General features: G+C 55.4%; 13 protein-coding genes. 11 read left to right on the top strand and 2 right to left on the bottom strand.

The window, feature by feature from the left end; all coding sequences use genetic code 11:
• Window positions 1-65: 65 nt before the first annotated feature.
• Window positions 66-1,274 (bottom strand): sulfatase-like hydrolase/transferase, encoded by a 1,209-nt coding sequence (locus tag HDF14_RS00720; protein ID WP_260697931.1) that lies wholly within the window; start codon window positions 1,272-1,274, stop codon window positions 66-68.
• Between the two features lie 308 nt (window positions 1,275-1,582).
• Here HDF14_RS00720 and HDF14_RS00715 point away from each other — a divergent pair, with 308 nt between their 5' ends.
• Genes HDF14_RS00715 through HDF14_RS00690 form a run of 6 tightly spaced genes read left to right on the top strand, consistent with a single transcriptional unit; the run spans window position 1,583 to window position 7,913 of the window.
• Window positions 1,583-2,566, top strand: coding sequence for an AAA family ATPase (locus tag HDF14_RS00715; protein ID WP_183973633.1), 984 nt, complete (start codon window positions 1,583-1,585; stop codon window positions 2,564-2,566).
• Between the two features lie 15 nt (window positions 2,567-2,581).
• A complete protein-coding gene (locus tag HDF14_RS00710) occupies window positions 2,582-3,511 on the top strand; it encodes a DUF58 domain-containing protein (RefSeq protein ID WP_183972587.1) in 930 nt (309 codons plus the stop codon).
• Window positions 3,508-3,948 (top strand): DUF4381 domain-containing protein, encoded by a 441-nt coding sequence (locus HDF14_RS00705; protein ID WP_183972585.1) that lies wholly within the window; start codon window positions 3,508-3,510, stop codon window positions 3,946-3,948. The genes HDF14_RS00710 and HDF14_RS00705 overlap by 4 nt, the downstream gene beginning before the upstream one ends.
• Window positions 3,941-4,987, top strand: a complete 1,047-nt coding sequence (locus HDF14_RS00700) for a vWA domain-containing protein (RefSeq protein ID WP_183972583.1) — start codon at window positions 3,941-3,943, stop codon at window positions 4,985-4,987. Before HDF14_RS00705 ends, HDF14_RS00700 begins: the two co-directional genes overlap by 8 nt.
• The gene (locus HDF14_RS00695; protein WP_183972580.1) at window positions 4,984-6,588 is read left to right on the top strand and encodes a VWA domain-containing protein; all 1,605 of its coding nucleotides are present in this window, start codon (window positions 4,984-4,986) and stop codon (window positions 6,586-6,588) included. Before HDF14_RS00700 ends, HDF14_RS00695 begins: the two co-directional genes overlap by 4 nt.
• Window positions 6,585-7,913 carry a BatD family protein gene (locus HDF14_RS00690; protein WP_183972578.1) on the top strand — a complete coding sequence of 443 codons (1,329 nt, stop codon included), beginning with the start codon at window positions 6,585-6,587 and terminating at the stop codon, window positions 7,911-7,913. The genes HDF14_RS00695 and HDF14_RS00690 overlap by 4 nt, the downstream gene beginning before the upstream one ends.
• 19 nt (window positions 7,914-7,932) lie before the next feature.
• Here HDF14_RS00690 and HDF14_RS00685 read toward each other — a convergent pair whose 3' ends face one another.
• Entirely contained in the window at window positions 7,933-9,099 is a 1,167-nt protein-coding gene (locus HDF14_RS00685; protein ID WP_183972576.1) for an L-rhamnose/proton symporter RhaT, read from the bottom strand.
• 116 nt (window positions 9,100-9,215) lie between these two features.
• Between HDF14_RS00685 and HDF14_RS00680 the strand changes: the two genes are divergently transcribed.
• From HDF14_RS00680 to HDF14_RS00660, 5 genes are all read left to right on the top strand, one after another.
• A complete protein-coding gene (locus HDF14_RS00680) occupies window positions 9,216-9,956 on the top strand; it encodes a (Fe-S)-binding protein (RefSeq protein ID WP_183973631.1) in 741 nt (246 codons plus the stop codon).
• Window positions 9,953-11,395, top strand: coding sequence for a LutB/LldF family L-lactate oxidation iron-sulfur protein (locus HDF14_RS00675; RefSeq protein WP_183972574.1), 1,443 nt, complete (start codon window positions 9,953-9,955; stop codon window positions 11,393-11,395). The genes HDF14_RS00680 and HDF14_RS00675 overlap by 4 nt, the downstream gene beginning before the upstream one ends.
• The gene (locus HDF14_RS00670) at window positions 11,385-12,080 is read left to right on the top strand and encodes a LutC/YkgG family protein (protein ID WP_183972572.1); all 696 of its coding nucleotides are present in this window, start codon (window positions 11,385-11,387) and stop codon (window positions 12,078-12,080) included. Before HDF14_RS00675 ends, HDF14_RS00670 begins: the two co-directional genes overlap by 11 nt.
• 78 nt (window positions 12,081-12,158) lie before the next feature.
• Entirely contained in the window at window positions 12,159-13,358 is a 1,200-nt protein-coding gene (locus HDF14_RS00665) for a TIM barrel protein (protein ID WP_183972570.1), read from the top strand.
• A gap of 113 nt (window positions 13,359-13,471) precedes the next feature.
• Complete coding sequence (locus tag HDF14_RS00660) at window positions 13,472-14,560, top strand: substrate-binding domain-containing protein (RefSeq protein ID WP_183972568.1); 1,089 nt, start codon at window positions 13,472-13,474, stop codon at window positions 14,558-14,560.
• The last annotated feature ends 153 nt before the right edge of the window (window positions 14,561-14,713 follow it).

Raw genomic sequence — 14,713 nt, 5'->3', positions numbered from 1 at the left:
CACCAGAAGTCCATCGTCATTGAAGTAATAAAAATTCCGCCGTGGAGAGTGCTCCACCTGACCGGTTAGGTAGGGAAGAATATTGTAACCATCAAGATGTACCTTGTGCGCGCCATACCACCGGGGCCGGTACCCTTCAGCAGTTGTTCGGTGATGTTGGGATTACCCGCCGCAGCCATAAACGTCGGGAACCAATCCAGTCCGGAGACGATTTCGTTTGACCAGACATTCTCTTTGATATGTCCAGGCCAACGAATCATCGCAGGCACGCGGTACGCACCCTCCCAGTTCGAATTCTTCTCATTCCGGAACGGGGTCATCGCCGCATCGGGCCACGAGAACATATTGGGGCCGTTGTCCGTCGTATAGAGGACGATCGTGTTATTTGCGATTCCAAGGTCGTCTACTTTCTTCAGCAGCTTTCCAACATCCTGATCGTGCTCCCACATTCCATCTGCATAATCGTTGCCCGGCATCCCACTCTTTTCGTGGAACTCCGGCCTCACATGGGTAAAGACGTGCATCCTTGTAAAGTTCATCCACACAAAGAACGGCTTGTTCGACTTCACTTGCTTATCCATGAAGTCCATGCAAGCGTTGGAGGCCTCATCATCGATGGTTTCCATGCGCTTGATGTTTAGCGGCCCGGTGTCCTCAATCTTTCCATCTGCGAAGGAATGAATAACGCCACGCGGGTTGTACACCTTCAAAAAGATCGGATCGTCCTTAGGCCAATAAGGCATCTCCGGTTCCTGCTCGGCGTTCAGGTGATAGAGATTGCCGAAGAACTCATCGAAGCTGTGGTTTGTCGGCAGATACTCATCACGATCGCCAAGATGGTTCTTGCCGAACTGCCCGGTTGCGTAGCCCAGTGGCTTGATTGCCTCTGCGATCGTAATATCGCGCTTCTGAATCCCCACGGGCGCGCCTGGAACGCCGACCTTGGTCATTCCCGTTCTCACCGCAACCTGTCCGGTGATAAATGTCGCTCGCCCTGCGGTGCAGCTATTTTCTGCGTAGTAATCGGTGAACGTCATTCCATGTTCGCCAATACTGTCGATGTTCGGCGTATTCATCCCCATCAGGCCGTGCGTGTAGCGGCTGATATTGCTTTGACCGATATCATCGCCGAAGATGACCAGGATATTTGGCTTCTTGTCGTCGGCCTTGGAATCCTGCGCACCGAATATAGCGCCCGTAAGTGCGAGGCAGATTAAGAGGGCCGGACGAAATGTTCTGGACCGAGTGCAGACCCTGCTAAAGATGGAAAGCATGGACAGCTCCTTTCGCGTACTAAACGTCGGTGGAGCAAGCTGAAAGTGGTAGATTCCGCAGTCGTAATTGAAAGCTTTCTCATGCCGTAGGTAGCGGTTGCTTGGTTGGATCGTGCGAGGACTTCCGAACGAGAGCAGCCTCTAAACGATACAAATCTTTTGCATTGGGCCTGGGAATTTCATTCTTAAAATACCGAAAGGTATTGCAAGGGAACGGGGTTATTCTGCCTCACCCCTCACCAAGTCAAGAAAGCAAATACCATGGCTCTACTCTTCTCGATATCGCGACTGAAGTTGGCGGAGAATCCGTGGCCACTCTCGACTCAATTCTTGATCTGCAAAGGCGCGTGGAACGGACAGTTTTAGGGCAACAGGCAATGATCGAACGGCTTTTGATCGGCCTGCTCGCCAATGGGAACCTGTTGGTAGAGGGCCTCCCCGGTCTAGCAAAAATGAGGGCGATCAAAAAACTGAGTAAGTTTCTAGATGCTGGCCTGTCTCGCATTCAATTTACGCCCGACCTGCTGCCCTCCGATATCACGGGGTCGGAGATCTATTTCACGACGGCGGATAAAGGCGAATTTCAGTTTCAGCCGGGCCCAGTCTTCAACAACCTCGTACTGGCAGATGAGATAAACCGCGCGCCTGCAAAGGTTCAGGCTGCGCTTCTCGAAGCGATGGAGGAGCGGCAAGTTACCGTCGCCGGCAAGACCCACACATTACCGAAACTCTTTCTTGTCATGGCAACCCAAAACCCTATCGAGCAGGAAGGAACTTACCCGCTTCCAGAAGCGCAACTCGACCGCTTCCTGATGCACGTCTACGTCGACTACCCGGAAGATAAGTCCGAACGTGACATCATGTTGCTGGTACGCGGCGAAGAGGCCGAGACTGCCGATACTTCTAAGAACGCAACCGCGCAGGAACCACCGGTGTCGCAAGATGTCATTTTTACGGCGCGCAACGAGATTCATGCGGTGCATATGGCCGAGGCTGTCGAACAATATATAGTGGCCCTGATTGAAGCTACTCGTTACCCCGAGCGATACGACAAAGACCTGCGCAAGTGGATTCAGATTGGAGCGAGTCCACGCGGAACCATAGGTCTCGACAAGTGCTCGCGAGCGTATGCGTGGCTCAAGGGCCGCGATTATGTACGCCCAGACGATGTACAGGCGGTGGTCCACGATGTCCTCCGTCATCGCATTCTGCTCAGCTATGACGCACAGGCGGAAGGAATCAAACCAGATCAAGTGATCAAAAAAGTTGTGGAACTTGTCGCCGTTGCATAAGCAGGAGTTCTTGTCATGGGAGCATATGTCGAACTCGATTCGCTGATTGCGCTGCAGTTCAAGGCCAATGGCTTCACTCTGAAACATAACCAGCCCGTCCACAGTCTGCTGTTTGGCCGGCGTGCTTCACACGTGCGGGGACGTGGGCTCGACTTTGAGGAACTTCGCAACTACGTCGCTGGAGACGATGTGCGCAGCATCGATTGGCGCGTGACTGCACGGATGCGTAAGCCGTATGTGCGCGTCTATTCGGAAGAACGCGACCGTCCCACGATGCTGGTGGTGGACCAACGCATCAACATGTTCTTCGGCAGTCGGGTTTCTATGAAGTCCGTGGTTGCAGCAGAGGTCTCTGCCCTGGCTGCATGGAGAGTCTTCCACCAGGGCGACCGAGTTGGCGCATTTATTTTCAACGATGACACGACCGAGCAGGTCCGCATGCACCGAAGTCGGGCGACGGTGTTGCGTATTCTCGACCGCATCACTCATCAGAACCATCTGCTGCGCAGCGATATGTCTTCATCGCCGCATCCCGAACGCCTCAATGAAGTGCTTGCATCTGTTGCTCGCGTTTGCCATCATGATGCCCTCATTATCATTGCCAGCGACTTCGATGGCGCTGATGACACTACGCGCAATCTGCTGCTGCACCTCTCACGGCTGAACGATGTTATCTGCTGTCTTGCATTCGATCCCCTTGCTGTTCGGCTTCCTCCTGCCGGACAGCTCGTCGTCAGCGACGGCAAGCTGCAGGTTGAGCTTCAGTTGGGTCAAGAGAACGTGCGCGAGAACATTCTTGAAGCGTCCGGCAAGCGGATGAACGCGATTCTGGCGTGGCAGCATGAGCTCGGTGTGCCAGTACTTCCACTTAGTACAGCTGAAGATGTGCCCGGGCAAGTGGGTCACCTGCTGGGTAAAATCGCAGATCGGAGAAGGCGGATATGAGCGCCCCTCTCGACAAGCTGCACGACTTTTATCAGCCGCCTGGGCCCACGTGGACTCCTCAGACCGTCGGCTGGTACGTTCTGTTCGTCATTGCAGGACTACTCGTAATTTGGGTGTCTGTCCACCAGATGAGGAAATGGTTTGCTAATCGCTATCGCCGCGCGGCGTTGCGAGAGCTCGATCTCCTACCAGCAAATGAGTTTTCTGCGCTTCTCAAGCGGACGGCGCTCGCGGTGTGGCCGCGCGAAAGAGTCGCTTCGCTTAGCGGCGCAGAGTGGCTCAACTTTCTGAATGAGGCCACTGGCGATGAGACGTTTCACTCCCCGCCTGCTGATCGGATCGAAGAGATGGCTCTTCAACCTGTCACACTGTCGAACGAGGACGAACACACGCTAAGAAGGACGGTAGCGACCTGGATCAGGAGTCATCGTGTATAAGCTCGAGTATCCGTGGCTGCTCGCCCTGCTGCCGGTGCCTCTTCTTGTCTACTGGCTGCTGCCCGCTTACAAGGAAGAGCAGGATTCCCTGCGACTGACATTCTTCCATTACATCAGCTCCAGCATCGGCCTCACCCCGCAGCCCGGCGCAGTCGTCCCACGAACAAACTGGTTGCAGAAGGTTCTCGCGCCGCTCTGTTGGTGCCTCATCGTTCTGGCGCTGGCGCGGCCACAGCTTATTGAGCCACCCATCCAAAAGATTCAGCCCGGACGCGATCTGATGCTGGCTCTCGATATTTCGCAGTCAATGGAGACTCCGGACTTCCGTACTTCTGACGGCAAGCGCCTGCGTCGCGTCGATGTAGTCAAGCAGGTCGTTGGTGAGTTCATCCGCAAACGCAAGAACGACCGCATCGGCCTGATCGTCTTCGGCCAAGCCGCTTATCCTGTTACACCCTTCACGCTTGACCACGAGGCCGGTTTGCAGATCCTCGCCCAGACCGACGCAGGCATGGCCGGTCCGCAGACAATGATCGGTGATGCTATCGGGCTTGCGATCAAGCAGTTCAATAACAGCGAAGCCAAGCAGCAGCGCGTGTTGATTCTCCTTACCGACGGCAACGACACCGGCAGCCGCATGCCGCCGCGCAAGGCCGCCGAGATCGCCAGCCAGAATGGCATCACCATCCACGTCGTCGGACTTGGCGATCCTCGAGCCACCGGAGAAGACAAGGTCGACTACAACGCGCTCAATGACATTGCAAAAGCAACCGGCGGACAGGTCTTCCACGGAGAGAACCGCGTTGAGCTCGAAAAGGCGTACGCAACCCTCGATAAGATTACGCCGCAGAACTTCAAAACTTTGAGCTATCAGCCGCGGCGAGAACTCTTCATGTTTCCACTTGGGGCGGCAGTTCTTCTGTTTGTTGGGTGTCAGTTGCTGATGCTGTTGGCGAGTCTCATGCTCAGGCTTTTCTCGCGTCGACGGGAAAAACAGGACGAAGCTACGACCTCGGGCGTCTTCAAGGTGCATGTATGAGCGGGTGGTGGGCAGCGGTGCATTTTCTTCGCCCGCAGTGGCTCTGGTTACTGCTCGCCGCGCCTGTAATCTACCTTTCACTTCGTTTTCGTGACGACGTGCGCTCTCGTTGGAAGCGTTATATAGACCCCGCACTGCTGGAACATCTCATTGTGTCGCGCAAGCGGCGTTGGCGTCTGCGTCCCGTCCACATGATCTCGCTGCTCATCGTTATCGGAGCCGTCGCGATGGCTGGCCCTACTTGGAAGCGCGAACAGCCCCCATTCACCGAGGACAAAGCACCGCTCGTTATCGCACTCGATCTCTCCGAGACGATGAACGCAATCGACCTCGACCCCACACGGCTCGAGCGAGTGAAGCTCAAACTGCGGGAGCTCCTCAAAGTCCGAAATGGTGGACGCACAGCACTCTTCGTCTACGCGAACACCGCCCACATGGTGCTTCCGTTTACTACCGACAACTCTCTGTTCGATCTTTACCTGAGTTCGCTCTCCACGTCTCTGATGCCAAGCCAGGGAAAGGACACGGCCAAAGCGCTTCGTGCAGTCGAAGACTTTCTCAAAGACGAGCCTGTATCCGGAACCATCCTCTTCGTCACGGACGGAATCGAGCCTCAGGCGCTGCCCGAATTTCGCAAGTTCGCTACTGCGCACGACAGCCAGAACGACATTCTCGTCTTAGGTGTAGGAACCTCCAACGGAGGGCCCGTGCGCACAGTCGGCAACGGCTTTCTCAGTGATCGAACTGGTCGGCGGGTCTATGCAAAGCTTGACGTAAACGCTCTTCGCTCTCTCAGCCGCATCGACATCCCCGCCACCACGCTTACTCTCAATGACGACGACATCCACTGGATCCAGCGCCGCGTGCAACACCACCTCGAGACCTTGCAGCAGAAGAATTCGAAGACGCGCTGGATCGATGAAGGCTATTGGCTCACCTTTCCCATCGCCGCTATTGCCGTCTTCTGGTTCCGCAAAGGGTGGACGGTGCGCTGGTCGTCCGCGGCACTCGCTGTCTTTTTCGTTCTTCCTCCTTCCAACGTTCATTCGAGCTTCTCATGGATCGACCTTTGGCTGACGCACGATCAGCAAGGCCGCTACTACTTTCAGAAGGGTGACTACCAGAGAGCCTCCGAAGCGTTCGATGACCCGCTTTGGCGTGGAGTCTCTTTTGCGCGTGCAGGAGAGTATGACGATGCTCTGAACGCCTTCGCCCTTAGTGATTCCGCTGAGGCTTGGTACAACCAGGGCGACGCGCTGGCCCATCTCGGAAAATATCCCGAGGCAGTCGCGGCGTACCAGCAGACACTCGCGCGGAGGCATCCGTGGCCGGAGGCGCAGGATAACCTCACTCTCGTTCAATTGCTCATCCCCAAAACGAACGACAAAGATAAGGACAAAGACCAGCAGCAGGAGATTCCACCGAACCTTCCGCCCGATCAAATGAAGTTCGACAACAGAGCGAAGAACGGGAGGAAAATACAGGCGCAGATCGATCCCAAGAAAATGGCTGACATCTGGATGCGAAATATCCAGACGACCCCTGCCGATTTTCTCCGCCGACGTTTCGCTGTTCAGGCGGCTGAGGAGCCTCATCCATGAAGCGCGTTCTCATCACCGTCTTCGCCGCATTCATCGCGCTCACGGCAGCAGCTCAAAGCCCCATCGTTCAAGCCCACCTCGAGCCATCCCATGGGATTCTGGTTGGCCAGCCAATACGAATGGTCGTAACGGTGTACGTTCCCAATTACTTCACCGGGAGTCCTGACTTCCCAGAATTTGAGATTGAAAACGCAATCGTCGTTTTGCCACAAGACCGCCCCGCGAACTCCAATACCCAGATCGATGGAGTCAGGTACGCCGGCATCACCGAGACCTACGTCATCTATCCGCAACAGGCTGGCGATTTTCATCTACCTCGCGAGCAGGTCACCGTTCCTTTCGCGCTCGCCCCGCCAAAGAGCACGATCGCACAAGTCCCATTGCCTGCACTCGCATTTCACGCCGATGTTCCGGCAGCGGCAAGAGACCTCGACTACTTCCTTCCCACAACGGCGCTCACCATGCAGCAGAAGTGGTCATCGCCCATGAAAAACCTTCGCGTCGGCGACACGATAGAGCGAACCGTTACGGTAACGGCAACGAAGATGCAATCGATGTTGATTCCACCTCTTTCTCTCGACGCGCCCAGTGGTATCCGCGTCTACCCGGAGGAGCCCGTCATCCATGATCAAAAGACTGATCGAGGCGACTTTGTATATGGCCGTCGCACGCAGACTGCGAAATACGTCATCCAGAAAGAGGGAGACTACACACTTCCTTCGATTGAACTGAAGTGGTGGAATCTCTCGTCTCATCGCCTGGTAACGGCTACCTTGCCAGCTGTTCACTTCATAGCTGCCGCCAACACGAATTATGTCACCGAGCTTCCGCCGGAATCGGAGCCTGCGCCGATCGCTCCCATAAGACATAGGAGTTTATGGAAACAATATCGATCGCGCATTCTGATCACATCTCTGTGCTGCATCGCGGTTGCCCTTTTACTTGCGATGATCTGGTATTGGTTGCCGCGCGCTCGGCGAAGACTGCAAGCCTGGCAAGAACGTCGACGGCACTCTGAAGCTACCTATTTCCACAACCTTCAACGCGCATGCACCCAGAACAACGCGGCGGAGTCCTATGTCTGGCTTCTGAAGTGGATCGCTGTGGCGGATCCGGGCGTGTCACTTCAACAAGCTTTAAAGCGCGCAGATAACCCGTTACTTACATCCGATACGAATGATTTAGGTGAGTCTCTCTTTGCGCAGCGCATCCAGGACTATTCCTGGAACGGTAAGAGATTTGCCGCCCTACTGAGACAACAGCGAAAGGATCATAGGATGCACTTATCAAAGCATCAATATCTCAACGACTTGAACCCCAAATGAGTCGATTGTTTGGAAAGTCTCAGTTGGCTTTTAGGTAGTTTCCGTACCCGACTATCAAAGTGGAGCTGACAAGCAGAAAGAGGCCGCAGGAGACGAGGAGTTTGGTGCGGCGGCTCGTGCCGTGCCATTCCTTGAAGATGAGACCCCACAGGGTGGCGAAGATAATGATGCTGGCCATGTGGAGGGTCCAACTTGAGAAGTCGTATTTGCCCATCTTTGTCTGGCCCATCGAGTAGAAGAAAAACTGAAAATACCAGATGATTCCAGCTGCGGCAGCAAAGAAGTAGTTGGCCGCGAGGGTCTTGGGGGCGAGGCGGTCATAGGTGGAGGCATCGAGCGGGTCAAAGTCGACGAGGGTGTCGCCTGAGGAGTGAGAGGCGCGCATTGGGTTATAGCCAGGTTCACCTGCGAACTGCTTGATGGAGCGGTTTTTCAGGATGAGGATCGCGGACCAGATGAAGTTAGTTAGGAAACCTCCCCAGAGAACGACAATAAGGATGGGGAGATTCTGCCAGAGATCCAGACGATGGTTGGCGAGGAGTTGAGTTTTGGCGATGTCGCCGATGGGTTTGCCTGCCTTAAGTCCGAAAGCGAAGAAGCTACTCATAATGCCAGCGAAGATGGCGACGGCAATGCCTTTGCCAAAGTTGTAATCCGACTCTCCGGCTTCGGCTTTTTCTTCTGGGGTGATCTCACGGTCCTTGGAGAGACCGGCGGCGCCATTGATGGATACGGCGATTAGGCAGACGAGGACACCGAAGAGGATGATTTGGCCGGAGGATTCGTGCAGGATAGTGTGAATGGAGCCATCGTAGATGGGAGGTATGAGGGTTCCGAAGGCAGTGCAGAGGCCGAGAGCGATGGCGTAGCCGAGAGCGATGCCGAGATACCGGATGGCGAGGCCAAAGGTAAGGCCGCCCATGCCCCAGAGCGCTCCCCAGAGAAATGCGTAACCAATGACGTGGCTCGAGGGGTCGGCGTGGACCTGGCGGAGGATGCCGAAGACGTTGGGAACGAAGATATAAGCAAGTACGATAGGGGTGATGATCCATGCTGCGAAGCCCTGGACAAGCCAGTAGATCTCCCAGGACCAGCGCTTGATGCCGCGGAAAGGAATGAAATTTGTGGCGGAGGCGAAACCGCCGATCCAGTGAAAGATGACGCCGATAAAAGGGTTGGTTCCCACGATACCTCGTTACGTGATTCACGATGGTTGCTGAGCGCGTACTATCGTACCTGACGAAAGTTGCATTGGGAAATATAATCCCTATTGAATTTCTAGCTTGAGAGGCGGAGGCGACCCTGCGAGTTGCGCTATTTATTACCTGTTATAACGACACGCTGTTTCCTGATACGGGTAAGGCCGTAGTTCGGGTGCTGGAACGGCTGGGGCATACGGTGGAATTTCCTGCAGGACAGACCTGTTGTGGGCAGATGCATTGGAATACAGGGTACCAGTCTGAGGCCTTGCCGCTGGTGAAGCGGTTTGTGGAGCAGTTTCGCGGGGCTGAGACGGCCGTGGTGCCTTCATCCTCTTGCGTCGCGATGATGCGGGATCATTATCCGAAGATGGCGGCCGAGATTGGGGATGCTGCATTGATCGCCGAAGTTTCGCAGTTGCTGCCCCGCGTGTTTGAGTTCTCAGAGTTCCTGACAAAGCGGTTGGGACTGGAGGATGTGGGGGCCTACTATCCTCATCGGGTGACGTATCACGCTAGTTGTCATGGGCTACGAAATCTTGGACTGGGCGATGGACCGGTGCGTTTGCTAAAGGCGGTGCGGGGAATTGATCTGGTTGAGTTGGATGGGCTGGAACAGTGCTGCGGGTTTGGCGGAACGTTTGCCGTGAAGAATGCGGATGTTTCGAGTGCGATGCTTGAGGAGAAGATCAGCACTGTTTTAGGGACTGGCGCGGAGGTGTGTACGGCTTGCGATAACAGTTGTTTGATGCACATTCAGGGGGCTTTGCACCGACAGAAGACTGGTGTGAAGACGCTCCATCTTGCGGAGATATTGGCTGCAGATGAGGGGGCGGGACTGTGAGCGGGAGCGCCTTGGATCCGAAGACTGCTCCGGTTTTTCCGATGGCGGCCAGGGCTGCGATGAAAGATGGGCAGCTGCGACGGAATGTTCGCCATGCCACGGATATGATTCAGGCCAAGCGGGCTCGCGTGGTGGCCGAGATGCCGGATTGGCAGGAACTGCGCGAGGCCGGGAAGCAGATTCGTCAGCACACAATGGAGAATCTGGATTTCTATCTGGAGGAGTTTGAAGCCAATTGCACCCGGGCTGGTGGGGTCGTGCATTGGGCTCGGGATGCGGCGGAGGCTCAACAGATTATCGTCGGGTTGGTGAAGGCTTCGAGGTCGGATGAGGTGATTAAGATCAAGTCGATGACGACTGAAGAGATTCAGTTGAACTCGGCGCTAGAGGCTGCAGGGATTCACCCCTACGAGACGGATCTGGCAGAGTTGATTATTCAGTTGGGGCACGACCAGCCTTCGCATATTGTGGTGCCGGCGCTGCACAAGAATCGACAGCAAATCAGGGAGATCTTTCGGCGAGAGATGAATCTGCCGAAACTCGGCGAGCGGCCTGAGGATTTGGCCGATGCAGCACGGATATTCTTGCGGGAGAAGTTTCTGCGGGTGAAGACGGGAGTGAGTGGAGCCAATTTTCTCATTGCAGAGACTGGCGGTGTTTGCATCGTGGAGAGCGAGGGCAACGGCCGGATGTGTTTGACGTTGCCAGAAACACTCATTACGGTGGCAGGGATCGACAAGGTAGTGCCGCGGTTTGCGGACCTGGAAGTTTTGTTTCAATTGTTGCCTCGTTCGGCCACCGGCGAGAGGATGAACCCTTATAACTCGATCTGGACTGGCGTAAACGCCTCGGATGGCCCGCGTGCGTTTCATGTGGTGCTGATGGACAATGCACGCACGGAGATTTTGGCAGATGCGGAGGGACGGCAGACCCTGAACTGCATCCGGTGCGGAGCCTGTCAGAATGCTTGTCCGGTGTATCGACAGACCGGTGGGCATGCTTATGGGAGCGTGTATGCAGGGCCGATTGGAGCGATTCTAACTCCGCAGTTGCAGGAGATGCATCATGCGCAGTCGCTGCCATATGCCTCGTCGCTTTGTGGAGCCTGCTATGAGGTTTGTCCGGTGAAGATCAATATTCCTGAGGTGCTGATTCACCTGCGGAATAAGGTTGTGAAGCAGAACGGGCCGCTGAATATCGAGGCACTCGCGATGAAGACGATGGGGATGATTTTTCTCAGCGAGCAGCGATTTCGGGCAGCGCAGCGTATGGGACGCATGGCTGAGGCTCCGCTGGTGCGGAGGGATGAGAAGGGCGCGGGATGGATCGGATGGCTGCCGGGGATGCTAGGTGGATGGACCAAGGCGAGGGATTTGCAGGAGATGCCTCAGGAGACGTTTCGAGACTGGTGGGAGAAACGGGGGACGCATGGGAGTTGATATAGGTGCTGCATCTTTGGGTTCAGCCAGGGCGGAAATTCTTCAGCGGATTCGTGCGGCTACGGGCGGGGTTTCGAATGCAGAGGTCGCCAGGGCTGGGTGGGCTCGACTGCCCCGAGAGTATCGGCGAACGGCTACCCGAGGCAGGGAGGCTGTGCTGGAGTTGCTGGAAGATCGCCTTCGGGATTATGACGCAAACGTTGTTCGTGTTGGGCGAGACGGCGTGTCCGCGATCGTGGCCAAGCTGCTTTCTGAGCGCGGAAAGACGCGAATGCTTGTGCCGGCCGGGATTGCAAAGCAGTGGTTGCCGGTCGGGGTTGAGTTTGTAGAAGACGAAGGTTTGTCTCCGGAGGATTTGGACAGATTTGATGGCGTGATGACCGGATCGACCATGGCGATTGCAGAGACCGGCACAGTGATATTGCAGAATGTTCCAGGGCAGGGAAGGCGGGCGGTGACGCTGGTTCCGGACTATCAGTTGTGCGTGGTGCGTGAGGAGGATGTTGTGGAGACTGTGTCGGAGGCGATGGCTCGACTCCAGGAGACGGCTGAGCTGCCGACAACTTTTTTCTCGGGACCATCGGCCACCGCGGACATTGAAATGACGCGGATCAAGGGGGTGCATGGGCCGCGCTTTCTGGATGTAGTTTTGATGAGGTCAGGTTTTGAGAGAGAAACTCTTTGACAAATCCCCTCGAAATGGTGCAACCTTTGAATGTTTCAATAGAGAGTATATTTCTACTTAGGGAAAACGAGCCTGCAAATGGATTTGGGGATCGCAACAAACGCAGCACGTGATCGTGTATGGACGGCTCTGGATGCTTTTCGTATCGAGGTGCCGTCGTGGGGTTTCGCGAATACTGGTACCCGGTTTGGCAAGTTTGTGCAGGGTGGCGCAGCAACGACAATTGAAGAAAAGTTCGCGGATGCTGCGCAGGTAAATGCCTTGACCGGAGCGAGTCCTACGGTCGCACTGCACGTCTTGTGGGATCTTCCGGGTGGGAGGGCAGATGTTCCGGCGATCCAAGCACTCGAGAAGAAGTATGGTGTGAAGTCGGGATCGATCAATCCAAACCTTTTTCAGGATGCGGAATATAAGTATGGTTCAATTGCCAATCCGAGCGCAGAGATTCGCGGCAATGCGCTGGCGCACCTGCTGGATTCAGTCGAGATCGGGAGGGCGCTGGGGTCGCAGGATGTTTCGATGTGGATTGCGGATGGCTCAAACTATCCGGGCACGCAGAGTATTCGGAGGCGCATTGGATGGATGGAAGAGGTGCTGGGTGAAACGCACGCGGCTCTGGGTGAAGGGCAACGGATGCTCGTGGAGTATAAGCCCTTTGAGCCGGCTTTTTATCATACAGATATTGCTGACTGGGGAATGGCGCTGGAGTTGGCTCGGCGGGCGGGACCGAAGGCGAAGGTACTGGTGGATACCGGGCATCATTATCAAGGCACGAATATCGAACAGATTGTCGCGTGGCTCCTGCACCTGGGGGCGTTGGGCGGATTCCACTTCAACGACCGGAAGTATGCAGATGACGATTTGACGCTAGGGTCTATTGACCCTTACCAGGTGTTCCGAATCTTTCATGAGATTTTGAGCGTTGGGAACGATGATCAGGCGCAGATTGCGTTCATGATCGATCAGAGTCATAACTTGAAGGGTAAGATCGAAGCAATGGTGCAGACGGTGGTCACTGCGCAGGAGATCTATGCGAAGGCGGCGCTTGTGGACAGGGCTCGGCTTGCCGAATTGCAACAGGAGTGCCACTTGGTGGAGGCGGAGGAGTGCTTCCGCGGGGCCTTCTGGCAGGACGTTCGACCGTTGGTGCGGGAGTGGCGGGAGGCACGCGGGCTTCCTTCAGAGCCCTTGAAGGCTCTGAGGGACAGCGGTTATGTGGAGAAGATCACGCAGGAACGGAACAGCCAAAATGCACGCAGCGAATTCCGGTATGCCTGATAGATAGCCGAGCAGCAGGCTCCTGCTTTCATAGATTGTTTATTTCATTAACGAAACGCGGTTGCCTTGCCACATAATGGAACGGCTGATTGATTGTTCCTCAGCAGGAGACTATGGCGGCACGTAAAACGACGAAGCGACTTTATTTGATTCCCGTCCTGTCCAAGGCCCTGGATATTCTCGAACTTCTACAGGCGGAAAACCAGCCAATGACGCTTGAGTCGGTCCATCGGCAGACGCGCATCTCAAAGACCACGGTCTATCGGGTTTTAAAGACGTTCGTGCACCGCGGGTATCTTTCGCAGTCGCCAGATGGCCTCTACCGACAGGTGACACGGGAGAAGAAGCTACGATTCGGGTTTGCCGGGCAGAGCGCAGAGATGCCCTTTTCCAATGAGGTAACAGAGAGTTTGAAAGATGCAGCGGCTTCAGTTGGAGTCGATCTGCTGGTCCTTGACAATTGCTACGACGCAGCAACTGCGCTAAAGAATGCGGAGGAGTTCGTTCGAAGCAAGGTTGATCTGATCATTGAATTCCAAGTGGAGCAAGAGGTTGCTCCGATAATTGCAGACAAGATAGCGGAGGCAAACATTCCGTTGATCGCGATTGATATCCCGCATCCTCACGCCACCTACTTTGGAGTGGATAACTACCGGGTGGGAATTGAGGCGGGCGAGACGCTTGCGGCGTACGCGATGGCGAACTGGGGTGGTCGGGTGGATTGGGTGATTGGACTGGACCTGCCCGAGGCTGGGCAACTGGTGCAGAGCAGAATTGTGGGTGCGTTCGAGGGGATTCGCAGCGGGATTGCCGATCTGCCGGTGGAGTCATATGTGAGAATTGACGGACGGGGAATGCGGGACCGAAGCAAAATGCTGGTGTCTGATTTTCTGCAGCGGCATCCGAAAAACAAGCACATCTTGATTGCTGCGGCGACAGATTCAAGCGCATTAGGCGCGGTCGATGCAGTCCGTGAGAACAAGCGAGACAAGCATGTTGTGATTGTGGGACAGGACTGCATCGCGGAGGCAGTTGCGGAGATGCGGAGAGATCGATCGCCACTCATTGCGTCGGTGTCCCACGAGGCTGCGTCGTATGGGCCGAGCCTGATGCATCTTGGACTGTCGCTGCTGCGCGGCCAGACGGTGGCTCCCTACAACTATGTCGCCCACAAGGTGGTGACACGGGAATTGCTCGACTGACCCCTAGTCTGGAGTAAGAGGGGATCACAAGTGGCGCGTCGTAGTTTAGACGTTGCAGTTCTGCAGATCCCATATGTTCTAAAGAAGCTGTCACCTCCGCTCTCGGGTGTCAATAGCGGCTATTTTCTAATGAATTTTCTCATTGGAAATAGT

Origin of the sequence: Tunturiibacter gelidiferens (genome assembly GCF_014201335.1) — a bacterium.
GTDB lineage: Bacteria > Acidobacteriota > Terriglobia > Terriglobales > Acidobacteriaceae > Edaphobacter > Edaphobacter lichenicola_E.
Note: the sequence above shows the minus strand (reverse complement) of the source record. Positions and strands in the feature narration are given on the sequence as shown.

Excerpts from the sequence above, each read along its gene's own strand:
- HDF14_RS00720 (WP_260697931.1), bottom strand. The coding sequence starts at position 1,274 with ATGCTTTCCATCTTTAGCAGGGTCTGCACTCGGTCCAGAACATTTCGT.
- HDF14_RS00710 (WP_183972587.1), top strand. The coding sequence starts at position 2,582 with ATGGGAGCATATGTCGAACTCGATTCGCTGATTGCGCTGCAGTTCAAG.
- HDF14_RS00705 (WP_183972585.1), top strand. The coding sequence starts at position 3,508 with ATGAGCGCCCCTCTCGACAAGCTGCACGACTTTTATCAGCCGCCTGGG.
- HDF14_RS00695 (WP_183972580.1), top strand. The coding sequence starts at position 4,984 with ATGAGCGGGTGGTGGGCAGCGGTGCATTTTCTTCGCCCGCAGTGGCTC.
- HDF14_RS00690 (WP_183972578.1), top strand. The coding sequence starts at position 6,585 with ATGAAGCGCGTTCTCATCACCGTCTTCGCCGCATTCATCGCGCTCACG.
- HDF14_RS00670 (WP_183972572.1), top strand. The coding sequence starts at position 11,385 with ATGGGAGTTGATATAGGTGCTGCATCTTTGGGTTCAGCCAGGGCGGAA.
- HDF14_RS00665 (WP_183972570.1), top strand. The coding sequence starts at position 12,159 with ATGGATTTGGGGATCGCAACAAACGCAGCACGTGATCGTGTATGGACG.
- HDF14_RS00660 (WP_183972568.1), top strand. The coding sequence starts at position 13,472 with ATGGCGGCACGTAAAACGACGAAGCGACTTTATTTGATTCCCGTCCTG.